The sequence below is a fragment of the Enterovibrio sp. QJM3NY_24 genome (genome assembly GCF_057786035.1).
The window spans coordinates 576,400-600,302 of sequence record NZ_CM173519.1; the positions used below are offsets into that span (position 1 = coordinate 576,400).

19 protein-coding genes and 2 tRNA genes are annotated in these 23,903 nt (G+C 47.6%); 18 read left to right on the forward strand and 3 right to left on the reverse strand.

The genetic code is table 11. The features are described from left to right. Positions 1-54: 54 nt before the first annotated feature. The 7 genes from lspA to AC3CIC_RS02530 all read left to right on the forward strand — a co-directional run bounded on the left by lspA (position 55) and on the right by AC3CIC_RS02530 (position 9,395). Positions 55-567: a signal peptidase II gene (gene lspA, locus AC3CIC_RS02500; RefSeq protein WP_488515261.1), complete on the forward strand. Its 513-nt coding sequence runs from the start codon at positions 55-57 to the stop codon at positions 565-567. A gap of 155 nt (positions 568-722) precedes the next feature. Beyond that, the gene (gene fkpB / locus AC3CIC_RS02505; protein ID WP_016961677.1) at positions 723-1,154 is read left to right on the forward strand and encodes an FKBP-type peptidyl-prolyl cis-trans isomerase; all 432 of its coding nucleotides are present in this window, start codon (positions 723-725) and stop codon (positions 1,152-1,154) included. 27 nt (positions 1,155-1,181) lie between these two features. Beyond that, entirely contained in the window at positions 1,182-2,126 is a 945-nt protein-coding gene (ispH, locus tag AC3CIC_RS02510) for a 4-hydroxy-3-methylbut-2-enyl diphosphate reductase (RefSeq protein ID WP_016961676.1), read from the forward strand. Positions 2,127-2,279: 153 nt separating this feature from the next. After that, complete coding sequence (dapB, locus tag AC3CIC_RS02515; protein ID WP_016961675.1) at positions 2,280-3,089, forward strand: 4-hydroxy-tetrahydrodipicolinate reductase; 810 nt, start codon at positions 2,280-2,282, stop codon at positions 3,087-3,089. Positions 3,090-3,572: 483 nt separating this feature from the next. Continuing rightward, positions 3,573-4,712, forward strand: coding sequence for a glutamine-hydrolyzing carbamoyl-phosphate synthase small subunit (gene carA, locus AC3CIC_RS02520; protein WP_016961674.1), 1,140 nt, complete (start codon positions 3,573-3,575; stop codon positions 4,710-4,712). Between the two features lie 16 nt (positions 4,713-4,728). Then, positions 4,729-7,965, forward strand: coding sequence for a carbamoyl-phosphate synthase large subunit (gene carB / locus AC3CIC_RS02525; RefSeq protein ID WP_016961673.1), 3,237 nt, complete (start codon positions 4,729-4,731; stop codon positions 7,963-7,965). Positions 7,966-8,543: 578 nt separating this feature from the next. Then, on the forward strand, positions 8,544-9,395 hold the full coding sequence (locus tag AC3CIC_RS02530) for a magnesium transporter (RefSeq protein WP_394211072.1): 852 nt from the start codon (positions 8,544-8,546) through the stop codon (positions 9,393-9,395). Here AC3CIC_RS02530 and dacB read toward each other — a convergent pair. Continuing rightward, positions 9,370-10,785: a serine-type D-Ala-D-Ala carboxypeptidase gene (gene dacB, locus AC3CIC_RS02535; protein WP_488515262.1), complete on the reverse strand. Its 1,416-nt coding sequence runs from the start codon at positions 10,783-10,785 to the stop codon at positions 9,370-9,372. The two genes, AC3CIC_RS02530 and dacB, sit on opposite strands and share 26 nt — an antisense overlap. Positions 10,786-10,886: 101 nt before the next feature. Next, a complete protein-coding gene (locus AC3CIC_RS02540; RefSeq protein ID WP_488515263.1) occupies positions 10,887-11,849 on the reverse strand; it encodes a porin in 963 nt (320 codons plus the stop codon). Positions 11,850-12,358: 509 nt separating this feature from the next. On the opposite strand from AC3CIC_RS02540, the gene greA reads away from it, so the two are divergent. Further along, a complete protein-coding gene (gene greA / locus AC3CIC_RS02545; RefSeq protein ID WP_026024021.1) occupies positions 12,359-12,832 on the forward strand; it encodes a transcription elongation factor GreA in 474 nt (157 codons plus the stop codon). 78 nt (positions 12,833-12,910) lie between these two features. Here the strand turns inward: greA and yhbY are convergent, their stop codons facing one another. Further along, positions 12,911-13,207 carry a ribosome assembly RNA-binding protein YhbY gene (yhbY, locus tag AC3CIC_RS02550; protein WP_016961668.1) on the reverse strand — a complete coding sequence of 99 codons (297 nt, stop codon included), beginning with the start codon at positions 13,205-13,207 and terminating at the stop codon, positions 12,911-12,913. Between the two features lie 130 nt (positions 13,208-13,337). On the opposite strand from yhbY, the gene rlmE reads away from it, so the two are divergent. From rlmE to infB, 10 genes are all read left to right on the forward strand, one after another. Further along, positions 13,338-13,967, forward strand: a complete 630-nt coding sequence (rlmE, locus tag AC3CIC_RS02555; protein ID WP_016961667.1) for a 23S rRNA (uridine(2552)-2'-O)-methyltransferase RlmE — start codon at positions 13,338-13,340, stop codon at positions 13,965-13,967. A 50-nt stretch (positions 13,968-14,017) separates the two neighbouring features. Next, on the forward strand, positions 14,018-15,970 hold the full coding sequence (gene ftsH, locus AC3CIC_RS02560) for an ATP-dependent zinc metalloprotease FtsH (RefSeq protein WP_017004590.1): 1,953 nt from the start codon (positions 14,018-14,020) through the stop codon (positions 15,968-15,970). Positions 15,971-16,056: 86 nt separating this feature from the next. Continuing rightward, a complete protein-coding gene (gene folP / locus AC3CIC_RS02565) occupies positions 16,057-16,908 on the forward strand; it encodes a dihydropteroate synthase (protein ID WP_017004591.1) in 852 nt (283 codons plus the stop codon). Then, entirely contained in the window at positions 16,905-18,242 is a 1,338-nt protein-coding gene (gene glmM, locus AC3CIC_RS02570; protein ID WP_017004592.1) for a phosphoglucosamine mutase, read from the forward strand. The genes folP and glmM overlap by 4 nt, the downstream gene beginning before the upstream one ends. 213 nt (positions 18,243-18,455) lie before the next feature. After that, positions 18,456-18,794 carry a preprotein translocase subunit SecG gene (gene secG / locus AC3CIC_RS02575; RefSeq protein ID WP_016961663.1) on the forward strand — a complete coding sequence of 113 codons (339 nt, stop codon included), beginning with the start codon at positions 18,456-18,458 and terminating at the stop codon, positions 18,792-18,794. A 10-nt stretch (positions 18,795-18,804) separates the two neighbouring features. Next, positions 18,805-18,891: transfer RNA gene (locus AC3CIC_RS02580), tRNA-Leu, on the forward strand. Positions 18,892-18,963: 72 nt separating this feature from the next. Beyond that, positions 18,964-19,040 (forward strand) — tRNA-Met (locus AC3CIC_RS02585). 168 nt (positions 19,041-19,208) lie between these two features. Further along, positions 19,209-19,664 (forward strand): ribosome maturation factor RimP, encoded by a 456-nt coding sequence (rimP, locus tag AC3CIC_RS02590; protein WP_016961662.1) that lies wholly within the window; start codon positions 19,209-19,211, stop codon positions 19,662-19,664. A gap of 20 nt (positions 19,665-19,684) precedes the next feature. Beyond that, a complete protein-coding gene (gene nusA / locus AC3CIC_RS02595) occupies positions 19,685-21,172 on the forward strand; it encodes a transcription termination factor NusA (protein WP_016961661.1) in 1,488 nt (495 codons plus the stop codon). Between the two features lie 21 nt (positions 21,173-21,193). Then, entirely contained in the window at positions 21,194-23,890 is a 2,697-nt protein-coding gene (gene infB, locus AC3CIC_RS02600) for a translation initiation factor IF-2 (protein ID WP_016961660.1), read from the forward strand. Positions 23,891-23,903: the final 13 nt, after the last annotated feature.

Below are 23,903 nucleotides of genomic sequence, written 5' to 3' on the forward strand. Positions count from 1 at the left end.
AAGCTGGCTGACTTGGTTCACCAGCTTTTTGCTCAACGATAGTAGGAAGATTGGATGAAAGATCTGACAACGAAACAATCAGGTGTACGTTGGCTTTGGCTAGCGCTTCTGGTGTTCGTTCTCGATATTGGCACCAAGTTGTTCGTGATGGATACCATGGGATATGGTTGGGCAAACCGCATTGAGATTTTGCCTTTCTTTAACCTGTTATATGTTCATAACTATGGCGCAGCGTTCAGCTTTTTGAGTGATGCAGGCGGTTGGCAACGCTGGTTCTTTGCAGCGATTGCACTTGGCGTGTCGGGACTATTGATTTACTGGATGCGTAGTACGCCTGCCAGTAACAGAATTTTGAACGTAGCCTATGCCCTCGTGATCGGCGGCGCTATTGGTAATTTGTTTGATCGTCTCGTTCATGGATATGTTGTCGATTTTCTTGATTTCTATATCGGCAACAGCCATTGGCCAGCATTCAATCTTGCCGACGCAGCAATCTGTGTAGGTGCAGGGTTAATTGTGTTGGATAGCGTGAGAGCATCAAAAAAGCCGCACGCTGAGGCCGAATAAGCACCGTGCTTTTCGACTGTTAATACATTGATGGCGCTGCTCGCAATTGCGAGCGGCGCTTTCTTATAATGAGTGTTTTAAAACCCAATATATTTTGTGGTTTTGGGTGTTTCTACGTTTGTTTGGCGCACCTTCTAATTCAAGGATCTGAGTGAATGACGCAAATTATCGCAAACAGTGAAGTGATCATGCATTTCACTATTAAGATGGAAGATGGTTCTGTCGCAGACAGCACGAAAACCTCAGGTAAGCCCGCTAAGATGGTGATGGGCGATGGCAGCCTGACTGAAAATTTTGAGAAATGTTTGCTGGGTCTGAGCGAAGGCGAAGCGGGAAGTTTTACACTTGAACCTGCCGATGCGTTCGGCATGCCTAACCCAGATAACGTTCAGCATATGGATCGCACGCTATTTGTCGGTGACGCGCCTGCAGAAGAAGGCACCATTATTGCGTTTGCTGGCCCTGGTGGCCAAGAGATCCCTGGCGTGATCACCGAAGTGGCTGGCGAATCAGTTACCGTGGATTTCAACCATCCATTGGCAGGACACCGTGTTATCTTTGACGTTGAAATCATCAGCGTCAGTTAAAGTACAAGTTGGTCAAAAGGCAATCCAATGAAAATCATGCTTGCAAACCCAAGAGGGTTTTGTGCCGGTGTAGACCGTGCTATCAGCATTGTTGAACGTGCACTCGAACTTTATCAACCGCCAATTTATGTGCGTCATGAAGTGGTACACAACCGCTTTGTGGTGGAGGGCCTGAAATCACGTGGCGCAGTGTTTGTTGAAGAACTGAGTGAAGTTCCCGATGACAGCATCGTGATTTTCTCTGCGCATGGTGTATCTCAAGCCGTTCGTCAGGAAGCGAAGTCACGCAGCCTGACCGTGTTTGATGCTACCTGTCCGTTGGTGACCAAAGTCCATATGGAAGTCGCACGCGCAAGCCGCCGTGATATGGAAGTGGTTCTGATTGGTCACGCAGGTCATCCTGAAGTGGAAGGAACCATGGGTCAGTACGCAAGCGATACTGGCGGTATGTATTTGGTCGAGCGACCAGAAGATGTCTACAAGCTCGTCGTCAAAGACCCAACCAATCTTCATTATGTCAGCCAAACAACGTTGTCTGTGGATGAAACTGCGGATGTCATTGATACTCTGCGTCAAGTGTTCCCTGATATCCAAGGCCCGCGTAAAGATGACATTTGCTATGCAACCCAAAACAGACAAGATGCCGTGCGCGATCTCGCGACCCAGTGTGATGTATTGGTCGTTGTTGGCTCGAAAAATAGCTCGAACTCGAATCGTTTGCGCGAGCTGAGTGAAAAGCTGGGTACGCCGGGTTACTTGATTGATTGTGCAGAAGACGTGATACCGGAATGGTTTGATGGCAAAGCTAAAGTTGGTGTGACCGCTGGGGCATCTGCGCCGGAAGAACTGGTGAATCTGATCATTGCGCGCATTGAAGCTTTGGGTGGAACGTCAGTTGAAGAGCTAAAAGGACGTGAAGAAAATATGTTCTTTGAAGTGCCTCGTGAACTGCAAGTCAAGCAGGTGCAATAAGCATCGTAACGCGTTTTGAAGGGAGCTAATGGCTCCCTTTTTCTTGATTTCGTCACCAATATACATCGTGTGGCGAAAAGGGTAGAGTGAATAACAAACTATTATTTGGTGTCGGTGATCCGGCATGAACAGGACGTTAACAAGGGGAAAATGATGGTTCGCATAGCAATTGCGGGCGCTGCAGGTCGAATGGGCCGACAGCTAATTCAAGCCACGGACGCAATGGAAGGCGTTGTCTTTACTGCGGCCAGCGAGCGCTCTGAATCAAGCCTAATTGGTGCGGATGCAGGCGAACTTGCTGGTATAGGCAAACGTGACATAGCGATTGTCGATAATCTCGCGAAAGTGGCTGATGACTTTGATGTCATCATTGATTTTACTGCGCCAGTTGCAACACTCGCGAACTTAGCATTGTGCAGAGAGCATGGCAAAAAACTGGTGATCGGCACCACGGGCTTTTCTGAAGAGCAGCGTGCTGAAATTGATGCAGCAGCAAGTGATGTCGCGTTAGTGATGGCTCCTAATTACAGCGTCGGTGTTAACTTGGTTTTTAAGCTGTTAGAAAAAGCCGCCAAAGTAATGGGTGACTACTGCGATATTGAAATCATTGAAGCCCACCACCGCCACAAAGTTGATGCGCCATCTGGTACTGCAATCGGCATGGGCGAGGCTATTGCCGGAGCGATGGGCAACAAACTGAGCGATGTTGCTGTTTATGCCCGTGAAGGGATAACGGGTGAACGTACTCGCGACGAAATTGGTTTTGCAACCATTCGCGCGGGAGACATCGTTGGTGAGCACACTGCCATGTTTGCTGACATCGGCGAGCGTGTTGAAATTACCCATAAGGCCTCAAACCGCATGACGTTTGCCAATGGCGCTGTACGCGCAGGCAAGTGGGTTGCAGCTAAAGATACGGGCTTTTTTACCATGCAAGATGTATTGGAACTCGATCAGCTATAATGCCTACATATGCAGTAAGTGAATACTTGCTGCATATTCCTGTCCCTAACGACTCTTCAAGTATGTGACTGCCGCTAGTGTGAATATCACTCTCATTGACCTGCCATTTATTGGGTTACGCTATAATACCTCGCCGTGATGGCTAAAAGTTTGGCTTTAGTGGTAACATGTAAACGGTTGCGGAGTGAGCTGGTTGTATTTTTACCGCCGTGGTCGACAAAGAAGTAAAAGTGTTAGCTCCGTGGATGTAAAACCGCTGAGTTATAGAGGTTAAGCCTGTCTTTTGTCTGTTTGATGCACTAATTGCCATCTATTGGCTATAAAGCATATTCTTTTTTCACTCCTTGTTGACACTTTCGACCGCAATATCTAAAATGCGCGCAATTTGTCTAAATTCCGCTTTTCGGAACTAGGCATTTCTATGGAATGACTTGATGCAAAACTATCTATTTTTTTTGCATTTTTATTGATTTGGAGGTTGTCTTGAGCAAGTTTGCGCTCTTAGTCCTGGAAGATGGGACTGTATTCCACGGTGAATCCATCGGTGCTGATGGAACTGCTGTTGGTGAAGTTGTTTTTAATACCTCGATGACGGGGTACCAAGAAATTCTCACTGACCCGTCCTATTCCCAGCAAATTGTTACTCTCACTTATCCCCACATTGGCAATACCGGTACGAATACCGAAGACGAAGAATCCTCCAAAATCCACGCTCAAGGCTTGGTAATCCGCGACCTCCCGCTTATGGCTTCAAACTTCCGCAGTCAGCAATCCCTTTCTGATTATCTCAAATCTCAAAACATCGTTGGCATCGCTGAAATCGACACTCGTAAGTTGACCCGTCTGCTGCGCGAAAAAGGTACACAGAATGGTTGTATCGTTGCCGCCGACAGTATTGATGAAGCGCTGGCGCTCGCCAAAGCAAAAGATTTCCCAGGTTTGAAAGGCATGGATCTGGCAAAAGAAGTGACGACTGCTGAAGCGTATGAGTGGAAGCAAGGCTCATGGACACTAGAAGGTGGCCTGCCAGAAGCGAAAGATGATAGCGAATTGCCATACCACGTAGTGGCATATGACTTTGGTGCGAAGCGCAACATCCTTCGTATGTTGGTTGACCGCGGTTGCCGCTTGACGGTTGTGCCAGCGCAGACGCCTGCAGAAGACGTACTGGCAATGAACCCAGATGGCGTGTTCTTGTCGAACGGTCCTGGTGACCCAGAGCCATGTACTTATGCTATTGAAGCAACAAAAGTATTCTTAGAAAAAGGCCTACCGATTTTTGGTATCTGTTTGGGGCACCAAATTCTGGCACTGGCAAGTGGCGCTAAAACCGTGAAGATGAAATTTGGTCACCACGGCGCCAACCACCCTGTGAAAGACTTGGATCGCGATGTGGTGATGATCACCAGCCAAAACCACGGTTTTGCAGCAGACGAAGACACACTGCCAGAGAACTTGCGTGCTACTCACAAGTCTCTGTTTGATGGCTCACTGCAAGGTATTCATCGCACAGATAAACCAGCATTTAGCTTTCAGGGACACCCTGAAGCGAGCCCTGGCCCACACGATGCGGCCCCACTGTTCGACCATTTCATTGAACTTATCAAGCAACACAGCGCGTAATCCGGAGTAGCAGAGAATGCCAAAACGTACAGACATTAAAAGTATTCTTATTCTGGGTGCAGGCCCAATCGTTATCGGTCAAGCATGTGAGTTTGACTATTCAGGTGCGCAGGCGTGTAAAGCGCTGCGTGAAGAGGGTTACCGCGTTATTCTGGTTAACTCCAACCCTGCAACCATCATGACTGATCCTGAAATGGCTGATGCGACCTACATCGAGCCAATTCAATGGGAAGTAGTACGTAACATCATCGCCAAAGAGCGCCCAGATGCTGTACTGCCTACCATGGGTGGTCAAACGGCACTGAACTGTGCACTAGATTTGGAAAAACACGGCGTACTGGCTGAGTTCGGCGTGGAAATGATTGGTGCAACGGCTGATGCGATTGATAAAGCAGAAGACCGTTCACGTTTCGACAAAGCGATGAAGTCTATCGGTTTGGAATGCCCAACGGCAGATACAGCGAAAACGATGGAAGAAGCTTATAAAGTTTTGGATATGGTTGGTTTTCCTTGCATCATCCGTCCTTCTTTCACCATGGGCGGCACCGGTGGTGGTATTGCTTACAACAAAGAAGAGTTCGATGAAATCTGTCGTCGCGGTTTGGATCTTTCTCCTACCAACGAGCTTCTCATTGATGAATCTCTGATTGGTTGGAAAGAATACGAGATGGAAGTTGTTCGTGACAAAAACGACAACTGTATCATCGTATGTGCGATTGAAAACTTCGATGCGATGGGCATCCACACGGGTGACTCCATCACCGTTGCCCCAGCACAAACACTGACGGACAAAGAATACCAATTGATGCGTAATGCATCCTTGGCTGTTCTGCGCGAAATTGGCGTAGAAACAGGCGGTTCGAATGTTCAGTTTGGTATCAACCCGAAAGATGGCCGTATGGTTATCATCGAGATGAACCCACGTGTTTCTCGCTCTTCTGCGTTGGCGTCAAAAGCGACGGGTTTCCCGATTGCAAAAATCGCGGCAAAACTGGCGGTTGGTTTCACGCTTGATGAGCTGATGAATGACATCACTGGCGGTGCAACTCCAGCATCATTTGAACCAACAATTGACTATGTTGTGACCAAAATTCCTCGTTTTAACTTCGAGAAATTTGTGGGCGCAAATGACCGTCTGACCACACAGATGAAATCTGTGGGTGAAGTCATGGCTATTGGTCGTAATCAACAAGAATCACTGCATAAAGCATTGCGCGGCCTAGAAGTTGGCGCGACAGGCTTTGATGAAATGGTTGATCTGGACGAACCCGATGCCATGACCAAAATTCGTCATGAGCTAAAAGATGCGGGCGCTGAGCGCATCTGGTACATCGCAGATGCATTCCGTGCAGGCATGTCGGTAGACGGCGTGTTTAAGCTGACAAACGTTGACCGCTGGTTCTTGGTTCAGATCGAAGACATCGTCAAAATCGAAGCTGAAGTGAAAGAGAATGGCTTCGCGGGTCTGAACAAAGAAGTGCTTCGTAAACTGAAGCGCAAAGGTTTTGCTGATGCTCGCCTGAGCAAGCTGTTGGGTGTTAGCGAGAGCGAAATCCGCAAGCTGCGCGACCAGTTCGACATTCACCCTGTCTACAAGCGTGTTGATACTTGTGCGGCAGAGTTCTCGTCTGATACCGCGTACATGTACAGCACTTATGACGAAGAATGCGAAGCGAACCCTACTGACAAAGACAAAATCATGGTTCTTGGTGGCGGTCCAAACCGTATCGGCCAAGGCATTGAATTCGATTATTGTTGTGTTCATGCGTCGCTCGCGCTGCGTGAAGATGGCTACGAAACCATCATGGTTAACTGTAACCCTGAAACGGTTTCAACCGATTATGACACGTCTGATCGCTTGTACTTCGAACCTGTAACCTTGGAAGACGTACTGGCCATCGCGCGTGTTGAAAAACCAAAAGGCGTGATTGTTCAGTACGGTGGTCAAACACCTCTGAAACTGGCGCGTGCACTAGAAGCGGCAGGCGTACCAATCATTGGTACAAGTCCTGATGCCATTGACCGTGCAGAAGACCGTGAGCGCTTCCAAGCAGCGGTTGACCGTCTTGGTTTGAAAACCCCACAAAATGCCACTGTAACTACGATGGAACTGGCGATTGAAAAGTCAAAAGAGATTGGCTTCCCATTGGTTGTTCGTCCTTCTTACGTGCTGGGTGGCCGTGCGATGGAAATCGTTTATGACGAGAGCGATCTGCGCCGCTACTTTGCTGAGGCAGTGAGTGTTTCTAACGAATCCCCTGTATTGCTGGACCGTTTCTTGGATGACGCGACTGAAGTCGATGTAGATGCAATTTGCGACGGTGAGCGTGTGGTTATCGGCGGTATCATGGAGCACATTGAGCAAGCGGGCGTTCACTCCGGTGACTCTGCATGTTCATTACCTGCATATACTCTGAGCCAAGAGATTCAGGACGAAATGCGTCGCCAAGTTGAGAAGCTAGCACTTGAGCTGGGCGTTCGTGGCTTGATGAACACACAGTTTGCGGTGAAAGACGGTGAAGTCTACCTGATTGAAGTGAACCCACGTGCTGCACGTACTGTCCCGTTTGTGTCTAAAGCCACTGGCGCACCACTGGCGAAAATTGCCGCACGTGTAATGGCTGGTCAATCACTTGAATCACAAGGTTTCACGCAGGAAATCATTCCACCGTATTACTCAGTGAAAGAAGTGGTGTTGCCATTTAACAAGTTCCCTGGCGTTGACCCACTGTTAGGCCCAGAAATGCGCTCAACAGGTGAAGTGATGGGTGTGGGTGATACCTTCGCAGAAGCGTTTGCGAAAGCGGATCTCGGTTGTGGTAAATCCTATTCCGACCAAGGTCGCGCGCTGCTGTCTGTTCGTAATAACGACAAGCAACGTGTTGTTGACCTGGCAGCCAAGCTTATCAAGCTAGGTTTTGAGTTAGATGCAACACACGGTACAGCAGTTGTGCTTGGTGAAGCGGGTATTAACCCTCGCTTGGTGAACAAGGTGCATGAAGGTCGTCCTCATATTCTTGACCGTATCAAGAATGGTGAATACAGCTACATCATCAACACCACGGAAGGTCGTCAGGCGATTGAAGATTCAAAAGTACTTCGTCGTGGCGCACTGGCTGAGAAAGTGAACTACACCACCACGCTAAATGCAGCATTCGCAACCTGTATGGCTCACACGGCAGCTGATCTGTCTAAAGTGAACTCGGTACAAGAGCTGCATGCTCGCGTGGCAGAGAAATACGGTAAAGCGTAATCCTTATACACGATATAAAGATATAACCAATGAGCCGGCATCAAGCCGGCCTAGATAACCTCCTTGCCCGCCTTACTTAGTCGGGCTTTTTTGTCTCTGGCATTTCTTATTCGTTTCAGATAGTGCGAAACATCACCGAGTTTCATTGTTTATTTTGGCGTGATTTAGCCCATCAATAAGCTAGGCATGGATTGTTGATTGATGACATTTTTTGCTTGAGATGAGGTAGGGGATGCGTAAAATGCTCGTGTCGCAATACAGCGGCAATGATGGAGAACACCATGAACGTTATCGACCATCCTCCGAGTTGTCAGGGAGGCCAGTAAACCCAGCGGTTAAGTTCATGTGTATCCACATTTCGACCGCCCGGTCGGAATGATTGCTATTTCCTGCATCAATCCCAGCGCTTCCCCGATATTCAGAGTAAAAATACGACCAAGGACGTTGAGTCTTTAGTGACGAGTTTCATGATAAGCATGCGCGTTAGCTGTTTATTGTTGAGCCTCAAATTCGTATTTTTTGGTCGTTACCCTCAACCAGGCGTTTACGTCAGGAACTTGCCAATCGGGAGATTCGCTATGTCGGTAATGTACACAACACTGTTGGATTGCCAACACACACACCTTGCTGCTCATGAAATTGATGCCGCAAAAAATGCATTTCTCATTCACACCATGGAAGAGAGAGTTCGCCTGCTCTCGGTCATGCCCGTATCTGAAGCTGTTGGTGTGCTGAATTGCTGCCCACTGGCTTTGGTCAGAGAATTATTGGATGCATTAACGGAAACGGGGGATACCGTCAGGAGCAGACAAATCGCGATAGATTTGGGATTGATTAGTTCTGAAATTGAACCCGACGGAGATTATCTCACTAATTCTGTGATGAACCATGTCAGGCAGCGTATTGGCTGGATTGTTGGTTTGGCGTTACTTGGGATCTTATCTGGTCTTATCATTTCACATTATGAAGACACGATCACTCAGTTGGTTCTGCTCGCTATTTATATGCCAGTGGTCGCTGCAGCGGGAGGAAATGCGGGCTCTCAAGCGGCGACATTAGTGGTGAGGGCAATGGCCATGAATGAAGTTCGCCCTTCTCAATGGCTAGCTGTGATGTGGAAGGAAGTACGAGTGGCGATTATTATCGCGTTTGCGCTAGCGGCCGTGATTATGGCGAGAGTGCTGGTTTTTAGTGATGCCACATCGTTACCTGCAGGCTTTCACCTTAATGATATTGCGATGGCCATTGGTACCGCATTGGTGATCCAAGTGACACTATCCACCACGTTAGGTGGTGTGCTGCCATTGGTGGCTCGCAAACTCAAGCTAGATCCCGCCGTTCTTGTGAGTCCAGTGCTGGCCTCTGTCGTCGATATCAGCGGGATGGCGATTTACTTTATGACCATTAACGCGTGGTTAGGCTTGACGTAAGCAGCGCTTGATACAACTCTCGTTCAAATTGGGTGATCGGGCTGGCAACATTGCTGGGGCGATCATCCGATGCGGGAATGTGGTAGTTAGTCACAAGTTGAACCACCAGGATATCTTGGCCTTTGTCATTTCTCAGTATGCCCGCAAGGTTATAGCTACCATATAAAGAGCCTGTTTTCGCTGTCAGCTTATTTTTGAGCGGTGCATTACGAACACTGCTGCGATACTTCAATGTGCCATCCACCCCTGACACGGGCAACATGGCTAGGATGCCAATTTGAGGGTGTGTATAGACGTATTGCACCACATCTATCAGTTGCGCCGCAGTCATGCGATTGTTGCGAGACAACCCCGACCCATCAACCATCACCGCAGTATCAAGATCAATGTTGGCTTGTTGCTTCAATATGGCTTTGATCGCCGCTGCCCCATTGCTGAATGAGCCGGCTTGATCGAAGTAACGATGACCCAATGTTTTGAGTATATTGTCGGCAATTAGATTGTCAGAGCGCTTGAGCATGGTATTAAGCAGTGCATCGCGTGGCGCTGATTTATGCATGGCAATAAAACTGCGTTGGCCGCTTGGCGCGCCGATTCGAATTTTACCTTTCACGGAAATCGCGGCTTTCTTTAGCTCACTGGCGAGTACATCAGTCATGTATTTTTGTGGGTTTTGCACGGCAAATTTTAGAGGAAGCGGGCTAGTGCGGTGTGCCAAGCAACCACTCAATTGATAGTGGTTGTTGCTGTCATAGTGAAGCTCTAAATCGCAATGTTGGTCTTTTTGCTGATCTTTGGTTAGCGCCAATGCATTGGTACTTATCTCTATCGGTTGGTGCTCGGGCACAAAGACGCGAGTTTGGCGCTTACTTTTCTCGCTATAGATCGAGCCTTGAACACAGTTTCGTTCTAGCGTTATTGCTGAAGACGGCGCGCTGTAGCAAACGCCCAAAATGTCCCATGGCCAACCAACGGCGCGTTCATATCCCGTAAATATCTCACCATCAAGCCAAACATCACCGCGAATTTGACGAATGCCTTTGGCTTTTAGGGCACTAACGAGCAATTGAAGATCTTTGCGCTTCAGCGTTGGGTCGCCATCAAACTTAAAAACAATGTCTTTGCCTGATTGAAGCACTTTGGTTTCAAAGGCGAAATCTTGGGGGAGGTAAAGTGATGCGGCCAGTGCAGTCACGACTTTTTGTGTGCTGGCGGGTGGCAGCAAGATGTCATCATCACGCCCAACGATTTGCTCGCCGCTGTTGGTGTTAAACACCGAAAGTGCAAGCTGGCTACCAGCGGGAAGCATAGCCTCAATGTTATTGAGGGGAATGGAAAAGGCGGTGACAGAGAAAAGAGAACAAACGATTAGAGATAAAAGGCGCGCCATAAGAAGTTCCCGCAATGAAGGAAGATTCAGTATGGTACAAAAAACGCCTACTCGGAGGTAGGCGTTTTTGATACTGATTTAAGTAAAGAACTTAAGTCAGATTAGAAATCGTAACGTAGACCGAATACCAATTGGTCTTCTGCATCTTTCTTAGTTTCAACTTCGTTTGCATCAAGCAGGTTGAAGTTGTAAGAAGTGTAAGCACGGAAGTTGTCGTTGAAGTAATGCGTCGCGTCGATTGCGATTGCATCGTAGGTATCTGACTTGTCAGAACCTGATTTTGATTCCGCGTTGTTGTAAGTGGTTGTTAACTTAGTTTTGCCCATGGTGTAAGCAGCAGCCAATTCGTAACCAGTCAGGTCAGTGCTAACGCCTGATTGTTTGTTTTCGCCATCTTTGTAAAGCGCAGCAACGTAGATGTCACCCATGGTGTAAGAAACAGCAGCTTCGATTTGGCTCTCTGCTTTAGTGGTGTTGGTGTCTTTACCTTGGTCAGCGTAACCCAGACCCATTGCTAGGCCGTTTTCCATTGCGTATACCGCACCCATAGAGTAACCGCCGTCAACAATCAGCGTACCATCCAGAGCTTCAGTTTCGCCCACGTAGTTTGCTTTAACCGTCAGGCCACCGAACTCACCCATGTACGCTAGGTTGTTTTGGATACGGTCAGCAACAGCGATTTTAGCGCTCGCGCCAGCACCGTGGTAAGACATGATATCGGTGAAATCGGTGATCATGCCCAAAGAGCCGTCAGTTTTACCGTAAGCCACTTTACCAAACTCAGTGCTGATACCTGCGAAGCCGTAACGAACTTCATCTTCAGTTGTGGTGTATTCGTGCTCGAAGAAGCCAAAACCGTAAACATTTTCTGCGATCTCGGTTTGACCAAGGATGTTCATACGTGCGCGACTTTTGTCATCCATGTCACCATCAACAAGCAATGCACGTGCTTCGATACGGCCACCGATTGAAAGGCTAGAGGTGCCGTCGTTAAAAACTTCAGCAGCAGAAACAGAGGTAGAAGCTACAGCAGCAACAGCAAGTGCGATCAACTTTTTGTTCATTATGTTGTCCTTTATAAGATTATGATTTTCGAGACGTAATCTCCAAACATCTCGATGTCTTGTTTGTAACCGCTCCCGAATTGCAACCGTTAGTAAAACGATCAAAAAACAAATAGAAAACATTGTTTTTTATGTGAGTATTTTATAATAATTAGTTATTTTTCAATGTGTTGCTGGTTTATTGATAAGTTCCATGCTAGATGGTGTTTTTAGATATTTTTTGTTTTTTATTTTTCCTAAACATTTGTTTTTGTTCTTGTTTGTGTGATGTGCATCGAGGAAATGTCGTGAGGGATATGTAGAGGGGCTTTTAGGTGGCAAGTGTTTGTTTATATCTATGCCATTCAGGAGCGCTCAAGCACCTGCGCGACCAAAATCGTAGGTGACCAGAGCAACTAACTTGTTTACACTGAGGATATAAATATTCGTTTTCCGCGCTCATACCTTTGCTTGGGCGGGGTTTTGTTATTCCAAAACACAAGGTTTTGGACACAGAGGTAATGTCATTTATGGATAAGGTACCCATGACTGTTCTTGGCGAGCAGCAGCTTCGTATAGAGCTAGCTCGCTTACTGAAACGTCGTCCAATTATTACTCAGGCGATTGGTGAAGCGAGAGAACTTGGCGATCTTAAAGAGAATGCTGAGTATCACGCCGCACGTGAAGAGCAGGGCATCTGCGAAGCACAAATTCGCGACATTGAATACAAGCTGTCAGTCGCTCAAGTTATCGATATTTCAAAAATCCCTAACAACGGGAAGGTTATTTTCGGTTCAACAGTATCGCTGATTGACATCAATACTGACAATGAACTGACTTATCAGATTGTTGGTGATGACGAAGCTAATATTAAGAAAAATCTGATTTCTGTAAATTCCCCGATCGCGCGTGGGCTGATTGGTAAAGAAGAAGGTGATGAAGTGTCTATCACCACGCCTGGTGGCGTAAAAGAATTTGAAATTGGTGGTGTTAAGTACGTGTAGCGCGGAATGTCTAACGGTGAAAACTGTTAGCGAGTATTACAGGCGTGAAAACACAGAAGGCCGCTAAGCGGCCTTCTTTTATTTGCGTGGTAGTTCGATTTTACGCTCTTGGCTTTGACGATATAGAACAAGTACCTTACCGATGACTTGGACTTTCTCTGCCTTAGTTTCACGAACAATTGCTTCTACAATCAGGTTCTTAGTGTCGCGGTCTTCAGACGCAACTTTAACCTTGATCAGTTCGTGGTGATCGAGAGCGATTTCAATCTCAGCAAGCACGGCTTCTGTTAGGCCATTGGCACCCATCAGAACGACAGGTTTAAGATTATGTGCCAGACCTTTTAGATACTGCTTTTGTTTTGTGCTTAGATTCATGTTGACTCGATTTGTTGTTTTATCGGGGTTGAAAACGTGACATTCTACCGCCATCTCTAATCAAACTGAACAAATATCCCTCTAAACCGTCTGTTTGAAGTTAACGACTGAATTAAGGGCTAGGTAAAACATGAGCAAAAAGAAACACTCAGCGAGTTCTGGTCGTTGGTTGAAAGAACATTTTGATGATAAATATGTTCAAGAAGCCCAGAAAAAAGGCTTTCGTTCCCGAGCAATTTTTAAACTTGATGAAATCCAAGGTAAAGATAAGTTATTGAAACCCGGTATGACAGTGGTCGATTTGGGGGCAGCCCCCGGGGGGTGGTCTCAATATGCTGTTGAACAGGTCGGAGATAATGGACAGGTCATTGCTTGTGACATTCTTCCTATGGACTCCTTGCCAGGTGTCAGTTTCCTGCAAGGGGATTTCCGTGAAGAGGCGGTGCTAAACGCGTTGCTAGATCGTATCCAGCCAGATATGGTGGATGTGGTGATGTCAGATATGGCACCAAACATGAGTGGTAACCAAGCGTCAGATCAACCTCGTGCTATGTATCTGGTTGAGTTGGCGCTGAGTATGTGCCAAGAAGTTTTGGCTCGTGATGGCGCATTTATTGTTAAGGTATTCCAAGGGGAAGGCTTTGATCAATATTTGGCTGAAGTACGTAAAATGTTTAAAGCGGTGAAAATCCGCAAACCAGATTCCTCCCGCGCGCGCTCGCGTGAGGTCTACATTGTGGCTACAGGTTATAAACTGTAGTACTCTACTATTATTACTAAAGTTTCCGCGGGGCTAACACCTTGAGTGACATGGCAAAAAACTTGATTTTATGGCTGGTTATCGCTGTTGTTCTAATGTCTGTGTTCCAGAGTTTTGGACCAGGCGACAGCGCGGGCCGTCAAGTCGACTACACAACGTTCGTCCAAGAAATAGGACAGGATAAACTACAGGATGTACAGTTCGATAATCGCGAACTGAAAGTGACACGTCGTGATGGCACGAGCTATGTCACTTACATGCCTGTTCTCCAAGATCCAAAATTGCTGGACGACCTGATTAACTCTAAAGTTCAGGTTCGCGGTACGCCACCTGAAGAACCAAGCATTCTTGCATCTATTTTCATCTCTTGGTTCCCAATGCTTCTGCTTATTGGTGTGTGGATTTTCTTCATGCGTCAGATGCAAGGCGGCGGCGGCAAAGGTGCAATGTCTTTTGGTAAGTCTAAAGCTCGCATGATGAGTGAAGATCAAATCAAAACGACGTTTGCAGATGTTGCTGGCTGTGATGAAGCAAAAGAAGACGTTAAAGAGTTGGTGGATTACCTGCGTGATCCAAGCCGTTTCCAGAAACTCGGCGGTAAAATTCCGACGGGTGTTCTAATGGTGGGTCCTCCAGGTACAGGTAAAACGCTACTGGCAAAAGCCATTGCGGGTGAAGCCAAAGTCCCATTCTTTACTATTTCAGGTTCTGATTTCGTTGAAATGTTCGTGGGTGTGGGTGCATCTCGTGTGCGTGACATGTTCGAGCAAGCGAAGAAATCATCACCATGTATCATCTTTATCGATGAAATTGATGCCGTTGGCCGTCAACGTGGTGCGGGTTTAGGTGGTGGTCACGACGAGCGTGAGCAAACCCTTAACCAGATGCTGGTTGAAATGGATGGCTTTGAAGGTAACGAAGGTATCATCGTTATCGCAGCGACTAACCGTCCAGACGTTCTTGACCCAGCGCTTCTGCGTCCAGGTCGTTTTGACCGTCAGGTTGTTGTTGGTTTACCCGATGTCCGTGGTCGTGAGCAGATTCTTAAAGTTCATATGCGCAAAGTGCCTTTGGGTAGTGACGTTGAAGCATCACTGATTGCTCGCGGTACACCTGGATTCTCTGGTGCAGATTTGGCTAACCTTGTTAACGAAGCGGCTTTGTTCGCAGCACGTGGCAACAAACGTGTCGTGTCGATGACTGAGTTTGAGTTGGCGAAAGACAAAATCATGATGGGCGCTGAGCGTAAGTCCATGGTATTGACTGAAGAGACGAAAGAATCGACGGCTTACCATGAAGCAGGTCACGCCGTTGTGGGTCGCCTCGTGCCAGAGCACGATCCTGTTTACAAAGTCTCAATCATTCCGCGCGGTCGTGCGTTGGGTGTGACCATGTATCTGCCCGAGACCGACCGTGTGAGCATGTCTCGTTTACACCTTGAATCAATGATTTCAAGTTTGTATGGCGGTCGTTTAGCTGAAGAGATTGTTTACGGTTTCGACAACGTTTCAACCGGTGCATCGAACGACATTGAACGCGCTACGGATATTGCCCGTAAGATGGTGACGCAATGGGGCTTCTCAGAGAAGTTAGGTCCATTGCTATACGCTGATGATGAAGGCGAAGTATTCCTTGGTCGTTCTGTGGCTAAATCCAAACACGTCTCAGATGAAACAGCGCGTCTTATTGACAGTGAAATTCGCGAATTGATTGACCGTAACTATCTGCGTGCGCGCAAGCTCATCGAAGATAACATGGACATCATGCATGCAATGAAAGATGCATTGATGAAATATGAAACGATTGATGCGGGTCAAATCGATGATTTGATGGAACGACGTCCTGTTCGTGAACCTGCTGGCTGGACTGCTTCGGATTCTGATAATTCAGATAACACACCGAAGACGCCAGACGCAGAAGTGGCCTCAGATGTACCGCCATCCTCTGACAATTTGGATGCAGGCAATAAGCCCGTAGACCCAGATAAGAAGTCGGAAGCGTAATTGAATCGAAATATCGCAAAACCCCGAATCAATTCGGGGTTTTTCTTTTATCTGCTATAAATTCTCGAACCGAACAAAGTCCATTCATGAAACTCATCTGCAAATCCAAAGTGCTAGATCTTTCTACCCCTCAAGTGATGGGGATCCTCAACGTAACACCTGACTCTTTCTCTGATGGAGGGAGATTCAACCAGTTAGATGCTGCATTGTTTCATGCAGAAGCCATGTTAACGGCTGGAGCGTCTATTCTGGATATTGGTGGGGAATCAACGCGACCTGGCGCAGCAGACGTGTCAGAAGATGAAGAGTTATCTCGGGTTGTACCTGCTATTGAAGCGATCCGCACACGTTTTAATTGTTGGATTTCTATTGATACCAGCAAAGCCAATGTGATGCGTGAGGCGACGGCTGTCGGGGCTGATCTGATTAACGATGTAAGAGCGCTGCAAGAAGAGGGAGCCCTTCAAGCAGCTGCAAATGCTGGCGTGCCTGTGTGTTTAATGCATATGCAAGGTCAGCCACGTTCCATGCAATCTAACCCAATCTATACGAATTTACTGGATGATATTCATCAGTTTTTCGAACAACGTATTGAGGCTTGTGAAATCGCAGGAATAGCGAAAGACAAGCTGATACTAGACCCTGGTTTTGGGTTTGGTAAGACCTTGACACATAACTACCAACTGCTTTCGCAGCTGGAGGTTTTTCATCGTTATGGGCTGCCAATACTGGCGGGCATGTCGAGAAAGTCCATGATTTTTAAACTTTTGGATAAAGCGCCTACCGATGTTCTCGGAGGCAGTTTAGCTTGCGCCACCATCGCTGCAATGAAAGGGGCTCAGATCATTCGCGTACATGACGTGAAAGAGACCTCTGACGTTGTTCATGTCGTCAAAATGATGAACGAAGCAGCGGCTTTATTTGGAGAAACACAATGACAGAACGTAAATATTTCGGCACCGACGGTGTGCGCGGCAAAGTGGGTGAATTCCCGATCACGCCAGATTTCATTATGAAGCTTGGCTGGGCAGCAGGGCGTGTATTGAGCCAGCAGGGCACGAAAAAGGTCTTGATTGGTAAAGACACGCGCATCTCTGGTTACATGCTGGAGTCCGCACTTGAAGCTGGCCTATCTGCTGCGGGTCTTCAAGCTGCGTTTACAGGGCCAATGCCAACGCCAGCGATTGCCTACCTCACTCAAACCTTCCGCGCCGAAGCAGGGATCGTGATTTCTGCGTCTCACAATCCTTATTACGATAACGGCATCAAATTCTTCTCATCAGAAGGTACCAAGCTACCTGATGCGATTGAGTTGGCTATTGAAGCTGAATTGGAAAAGCCGCTGACCTGTGTAGAGTCAGCCTTGTTGGGTAAAGCTAAGCGAATTGTCGATGCAGCGGGCCGTTATATTGAATTTTGTAAAGGGACTTTTCCTTCAGAAATGAGCCTTAAGGGAATGAAAATTGTGATTGACTGCGCCCATGGCGCAACCTATCACATTGCCCCTTCCGTATTTTCTGAGCTGGGCGCCGATGTCATCGCTATGGGTGTTGAACCTAACGGCATTAACATTAACGCCGAAGTCGGTGCAACTGACGTACGCGCCCTTCAAAAACGCGTAGTTGAAGAAGAAGCGCTTCTTGGCATTGCCTTTGATGGTGATGGCGATCGCGTGATCATGGTTGACCACGAAGGCAACAAAGTGGATGGCGACCAGATTGCGTATATTATTGCTCGTGAATCTCTGCGTCGTGGCGAATTGAAGGGCGGTGTTGTCGGTACACTCATGACCAATATGGGCATGGAAGTGGCGTTAAAAAACCTTGGTATTCCGTTTACCCGAGCCAAAGTAGGCGACCGCTATGTCATGGAACAGCTACTTGAAAAAGGCTGGAAAATTGGCGCTGAAAATTCAGGTCACGTTATTCTTTTGGATAAGGTCACCACTGGCGACGCCATTGTGGCAGCATTGCAAGTGCTGGCGAGCGTCGTTGGCACTGGAATGAGTTTGAAAACATTGTGTGAAGGCATGAGTATGTTCCCACAAGTGTTAGAGAACGTTCGTTTCAAAGGCACTAGCGACCCGCTTGAATCTGAAGCCGTGTTAGCGGCAAAAGCATCTGTCGAGTCGAAACTGGGTGATACAGGCCGCGTATTGCTTCGTAAGTCGGGTACTGAGCCCCTCATACGCGTTATGGTGGAAGGCGAAAATGCGGAAGATGTCCAAGCCTATGCGTTTGAGATTGCAGACGCTGTGAAAGCGAACTGCTAATCGCACATACCGCTGATACATAAAACGACATTGGGCGAGAGAGACGGTTTGGTTAGAAGATGTGCAAACGCGAGGAAAAGTGCTGTTTTTTTGCATTTTTCTCTTGTTTCACCTGCTGGCATTCGTTAGTATTCTCTCGCTCCCAATGATGGGAGTTGCGCTAGTGAACTTAAATGTCAGCTGGCTCAACAATTTGGAACATAGGTGGAACCCATGTACGAAATTCTACTTGTGATTTATCTGTTGGCCGCGCTCGGTGTTATTGGCCTGGTTTTGGTTCAACAAGGTAAAGGCGCAGATATGGGAGCCTCTTTCGGGGCTGGGGCATCAAGTACTGTATTTGGCTCTGGCGGCTCTGGAAACTTTCTGACCCGAATGACTGCGATATTCGCAACTGTATTTTTTATACTTAGCCTTGTGCTGGGTAACTTAACATCTCACCAGATCCAAACGGGTAGTGAGTATGAAGACCTGAGTGTGCCGCTAACTGAGCAGACGCAGGCAGGTGATGTTCCCGCTACGACAAGTGGCAACAGCGACATCCCTAACTAAGAAAAGATTTGCCGAGGTGGTGAAATTGGTAGACACGCTATCTTGAGGGGGTAGTGCCTGTATAGGCATGCGGGTTCAAGTCCCGCTCTCGGCACCAATTTAAAATCCCTATTAGGGTTCACAGTGCTTGTATTAGTGTGTGAGGCGACGATATAATGTCGCCATCGGACGCGGGGTGGAGCAGTTTGGTAGCTCGTCGGGCTCATAACCCGAAGGTCGTCGGTTCAAATCCGGCCCCCGCAACCACTTTACGGCGATTGTTTAGTGAGACCAAAACAGTCGCTGGTTATGGGAAACCATGGCACAGGGTCCAGTTGCATTAAACCCCGAGATTCGGGGTTTTTTATTATCTGAAGATGACCATTCGAACAAATAACTGGGCTTTTTAGCCCTTTTTTTATTTCTGGGGTTTGTATGACAGGACTAGAAAAACAGCTTTTCGCTATGCTTGAAGCGCCTGTAGCGGCGTTGGACTATGAGCTTGTAGGGCTTGAATTTGTTCGCGCTGGGCAGCACTCAACCCTTCGGGTCTTTATTGATCATGAAAATGGTATTACGGTTGAAAGCTGTGCAGAAGTGAGCCGTCAGGTTAGTGCGGTCATGGATGTCGAAGATCCAATTACAGTAGCTTACAATCTCGAAGTTTCATCTCCGGGTTTGGAGCGACCACTTTTTAACGCTGCACATTATCAGCGTTTTATCGGCCATGAAGTCAACGTAGTGCTTAAAATGGCTATGCAAAACCGCCGCAAGTGGAAAGGTAATATTCTTTCCGTGGAAGGTGAGACTGTGACCATCAGCGTCGATGGCAACGAAGAAGCGTTCGCCCTGAGCAATATCGCCAAGGCAAACCTGGTTCCTTCATTTTAAGCTAAATGAGGCATTAGTTCATGAACAAAGAAATCTTGGCTGTCGTAGAAGCGGTATCCAATGAAAAAGCAGTTCCCCGCGAGCGCATTTTTGAAGCGTTGGAAACAGCTTTGGCAACGGCCACGAAAAAGAAATACGAAGCAGAAATTGAAGTCCGCGTTGTTATCGACCGCAAAACTGGCGAGGTCGAAACCTTCCGTCGTTGGTTAGTGGTTGACGAAGTTACCATGCCAACACGTGAAATCACCTTGGAAGCAGCGCAATTCGATGACGAAACGCTTGAGCTTGGTGGTTATGTTGAAGACGACATCGAATCTGTTACGTTTGACCGAATCACGACGCAAACAGCGAAGCAAGTTATCGTACAAAAGGTACGAGAAGCTGAGCGCGAGCAAGTCGTTGAGCAGTTCATGGACAATGAAGGTGAGCTAATCACTGGTATTGTCAAGAAGGTCAACCGTGATTTGATCATCGTTGATTTGGGCAACAACGCAGAAGCGGCAATCCAACGTGACGATCAATTACCACGAGAAAATTTCCGTCCAGGCGACCGCGTGCGCGGTTTGCTGTATGCTGTGCGTCCTGAGGCCCGTGGCTTCCAATTGTTCATGACTCGCTCTAAGTCTGAAATGCTGATCGAACTGTTCCGCATTGAAGTGCCAGAAGTTGGCGAAGAAATGATTGAGATCATGGGCGCAGCCCGTGATCCTGGCTCACGTGCAAAAATTGCCGTGAAGACGAATGACAAGCGTATTGACCCTGTTGGTGCGTGTGTTGGTATGCGTGGCGCGCGTGTTCAAGCTGTTTCAGGTGAACTTGGTGGTGAGCGTATCGATATCGTTTTGTGGGATGATAACCCTGCACAACTTGTTATCAACGCGATGGCACCAGCGGAAGTTGCGTCTATTATCGTAGACGAAGATACCCATACTATGGATATCGCTGTCGAAGCGGACAACTTAGCGCAAGCTATCGGTCGTAACGGTCAAAACGTACGTCTAGCATCTCAACTTACGGGTTGGGTGTTGAACGTCATGACTGTTGATGATCTGAAGAAGAAACACCAGGAAGAAGCTGGCCAGTCTATTGAACTGTTCAGTAAGCACCTGGATATCGACGAAGATTTCGCAGCAATGTTGGTTGAAGAAGGTTTCACCACATTGGAAGAAGTTGCTTACGTACCAGCTGCAGAGCTGATGGAAGTCAACGGTCTTGATGAAGATACTGTTGAAGAACTACGTAGCCGTGCAAAAGAAGCACTGACCACTATCGCACTGGCGAAAGAAGAAATCCTTGACGGTGCAGAGCCTGCTGAAGACCTATTGGGTCTGGAAGGTTTGGAGCGTGATATGGCGTTCCGCCTAGCAGCAAAAGGCATCTGTACATTGGAAGATCTGGCTGACCAAGGCACTGATGATCTTCTTGATATCGAGGAAATGGATGAAGTTAAAGCGGGCGAGCTTATTATGGCTGCGCGCAATATTTGCTGGTTCAGCGACGAAGCTTAAGCGCAGCAAAGGAGGAGCAGAATGTCAGAGGTTACAGTTAAAGCACTGGCGAGCGAGATCGATACGCCGGTAGATCGTTTGCTTAAGCAATTTCAAGATGCCGGTATTCAAAAGTCGGCAGAAGACAGCGTAAGCCAAGATGAGAAGCAAACTTTGCTTTCTCACCTGAAACGTGAGCACGGCGACGATGGTAGCGCTCCAACTCGACTGACGTTACAGCGCAAAAAACGCAGCACATTGAGTGTTTCAGGTGCTGGCGGAAAGAGTAAGGATGTTCAGGTAGAAGTGCGTAAGAAACGTACCTACGTGAAGCGCAGCGACCTCGAAGAACAACGTGTAGTGCAGGAAGCAGCACAACGTGAAGCTGAAGAAGCAGCACAGCGAGAGGCTGAGGAAAAAGCCCGTCGCGCCGCTGAAGAAACAGCGAAGCGAGAAGCCGAAGAAAAAGCAAAACGCGAAGCTGAAGAGAAAGCTAAGCGCGACGCTGAAGAAAAAGCACGCGTTGCGACTGAAAAATCTAAAGCGTTGAATGAGAACTCTGAACAAAGAGCATCTCGTGAAGCGGCAGAGTCGCAAGCAAAAAATGAAGCTGATGAACTCAAGCGTCGCCAGGAAGAGGAAGCCAAGCGTAGAGCTGAAGAAGAAAGTCAGCGCCAGCTAGAAGAGGCACGCAAAATGGCAGAATTGAATGAAGAGCGTTGGAGTAAGCAAGAAGTGGTAGCAGATGTAATGGAAGCAACCGATCATCACGTTACAACTTTCCAACATGCACGTGAAGCAGAAGACGAAGCGGATCGCCGCCAAGAAGCCGCTCCACGTCGCCGTAAGAAGAAAAAGTCAGCACAAGACAAAGACGATTCATCTGCGAATCGCGGTCGTGGCGGTAGAGGCGGTAAGCTAAAAGGACGTATGTCCAAGCCGACTTCTATGCAGCATGGTTTCCAGAAACCAGTACAGAAAGTTAACCGTGATGTAGAGATCGGTGAAACGGTCACTGTTGCTGAACTGGCTAACAAGATGGCTATTAAAGCTACCGAAGTTATCAAGACCATGATGAAGATGGGTGCTATGGCAACCATCAACCAAGTTATCGACCAAGAAACTGCAGCACTTGTTGCAGAAGAAATGGGTCACAAAGTTGTTCTTCGTAAAGAGAACGAACTTGAAGAAGCGGTCATGCTGGATCGTGATGACAGTGCAAAACGTGAACCACGTGCACCAGTTGTTACTATCATGGGTCACGTTGACCACGGTAAAACGTCGCTACTTGACTACATTCGTAAAGCGCATGTTGCTTCAGGCGAAGCGGGTGGTATTACTCAGCACATCGGTGCATACCACGTTGAAACGCCAAACGGCATGATCACCTTCTTGGATACTCCAGGACACGCAGCGTTTACATCAATGCGTGCACGTGGTGCGAAAGCAACAGATATCGTTGTTCTGGTTGTTGCAGCAGATGATGGCGTAATGCCACAAACTGTCGAAGCTATCCAGCACGCAAAAGCGGCCGATGTGCCACTTATCGTTGCAGTGAACAAGATTGATAAAGAAGCAGCAAACCCAGATCAAGTGAAAAACGAACTGTCTCAGCACAACGTTATGTCAGAAGATTGGGGCGGCGAAAACATGTTCGTTCATGTTTCTGCTAAGCAAGGTCTTAATATCGATGAGCTGTTGGAAGCTATCTTGCTTCAATCTGAAGTTCTTGAACTTCAAGCCGTACGTGACAGCATGGCAAGCGGTGTGGTTATCGAATCACGTCTCGACAAGGGCCGTGGCCCAGTTGCAACTGTTCTGGTTCAAGAAGGTACGCTGAAGAAAGGCGATATCGTTCTGTGTGGTCTGGAATATGGCCGTGTTCGTGCAATGCGCGATGAGAACGGTAAAGACGTTGAAGAAGCTGGTCCGTCTATCCCTGTGGAAATCCTGGGTCTATCAGGTGTACCACAAGCGGGTGACGAAGCGACCGTTGTTCGTGATGAGCGTAAAGCACGTGAAGTTGCCCTGTATCGTCAAGGTAAATTCCGCGATGTTAAACTGGCTCGCCAGCAGAAAGCTAAGTTGGAGAACATGTTCTCTAACATGACTGAAGGCGAAGTGTCTGAGCTGAACATTGTACTGAAAGCTGATGTACAAGGTTCTGTTGAAGCGATTGCTGATTCACTGGTTAAACTTTCAACTGATGAAGTGAAAGTGAAGATCGTTGGTTCAGGTGTTGGTGCAATCACTGAAACTGATGCTGTGCTGGCCGCTGCGTCAAATGCAATTTTGGTAGGCTTTAACGTTCGTGCAGATGCATCAGCGCGTAAGACTATCGAAGCAGAAAGCTTGGATCTACGTTACTACTCAGTGATCTACGCCCTGATTGATGAAGTGAAACAAGCGATGAGCGGTATGCTTGCGCCTGAGTTCAAACAAGAAATCATGGGTCTGGCTGAAGTACGTGAAGTCTTCAAGTCACCTAAGATTGGTGCAATTGCAGGCTGTATCGTTTCTGAAGGTACCATCAAACGTAACAACCCAATCCGCGTTCTGCGTGATAACGTTGTTATCTATGAAGGTGAGCTAGAGTCACTGCGTCGCTTTAAAGATGACGTTAACGAAGTCGCTAAAGGCTACGAGTGTGGTATCGGCGTTAAGAACTACAACGATGTTCGCCCAGGCGACCAAATCGAAGTATTCGAAATCGTTGAAGTTAAGCGTACTATCGAATAATAGCTACCTGTAA

Excerpts from the sequence above, each read along its gene's own strand:
- lspA (WP_488515261.1), top strand. The coding sequence starts at position 55 with ATGAAAGATCTGACAACGAAACAATCAGGTGTACGTTGGCTTTGGCTA.
- fkpB (WP_016961677.1), top strand. The coding sequence starts at position 723 with ATGACGCAAATTATCGCAAACAGTGAAGTGATCATGCATTTCACTATT.
- ispH (WP_016961676.1), top strand. The coding sequence starts at position 1,182 with ATGAAAATCATGCTTGCAAACCCAAGAGGGTTTTGTGCCGGTGTAGAC.
- dapB (WP_016961675.1), top strand. The coding sequence starts at position 2,280 with ATGGTTCGCATAGCAATTGCGGGCGCTGCAGGTCGAATGGGCCGACAG.
- carB (WP_016961673.1), top strand. The coding sequence starts at position 4,729 with ATGCCAAAACGTACAGACATTAAAAGTATTCTTATTCTGGGTGCAGGC.
- AC3CIC_RS02530 (WP_394211072.1), top strand. The coding sequence starts at position 8,544 with ATGTCGGTAATGTACACAACACTGTTGGATTGCCAACACACACACCTT.
- dacB (WP_488515262.1), bottom strand. The coding sequence starts at position 10,785 with ATGGCGCGCCTTTTATCTCTAATCGTTTGTTCTCTTTTCTCTGTCACC.
- AC3CIC_RS02540 (WP_488515263.1), bottom strand. The coding sequence starts at position 11,849 with ATGAACAAAAAGTTGATCGCACTTGCTGTTGCTGCTGTAGCTTCTACC.
- greA (WP_026024021.1), top strand. The coding sequence starts at position 12,359 with ATGGATAAGGTACCCATGACTGTTCTTGGCGAGCAGCAGCTTCGTATA.
- yhbY (WP_016961668.1), bottom strand. The coding sequence starts at position 13,207 with ATGAATCTAAGCACAAAACAAAAGCAGTATCTAAAAGGTCTGGCACAT.
- rlmE (WP_016961667.1), top strand. The coding sequence starts at position 13,338 with ATGAGCAAAAAGAAACACTCAGCGAGTTCTGGTCGTTGGTTGAAAGAA.
- ftsH (WP_017004590.1), top strand. The coding sequence starts at position 14,018 with ATGGCAAAAAACTTGATTTTATGGCTGGTTATCGCTGTTGTTCTAATG.
- folP (WP_017004591.1), top strand. The coding sequence starts at position 16,057 with ATGAAACTCATCTGCAAATCCAAAGTGCTAGATCTTTCTACCCCTCAA.
- glmM (WP_017004592.1), top strand. The coding sequence starts at position 16,905 with ATGACAGAACGTAAATATTTCGGCACCGACGGTGTGCGCGGCAAAGTG.
- secG (WP_016961663.1), top strand. The coding sequence starts at position 18,456 with ATGTACGAAATTCTACTTGTGATTTATCTGTTGGCCGCGCTCGGTGTT.
- rimP (WP_016961662.1), top strand. The coding sequence starts at position 19,209 with ATGACAGGACTAGAAAAACAGCTTTTCGCTATGCTTGAAGCGCCTGTA.
- nusA (WP_016961661.1), top strand. The coding sequence starts at position 19,685 with ATGAACAAAGAAATCTTGGCTGTCGTAGAAGCGGTATCCAATGAAAAA.
- infB (WP_016961660.1), top strand. The coding sequence starts at position 21,194 with ATGTCAGAGGTTACAGTTAAAGCACTGGCGAGCGAGATCGATACGCCG.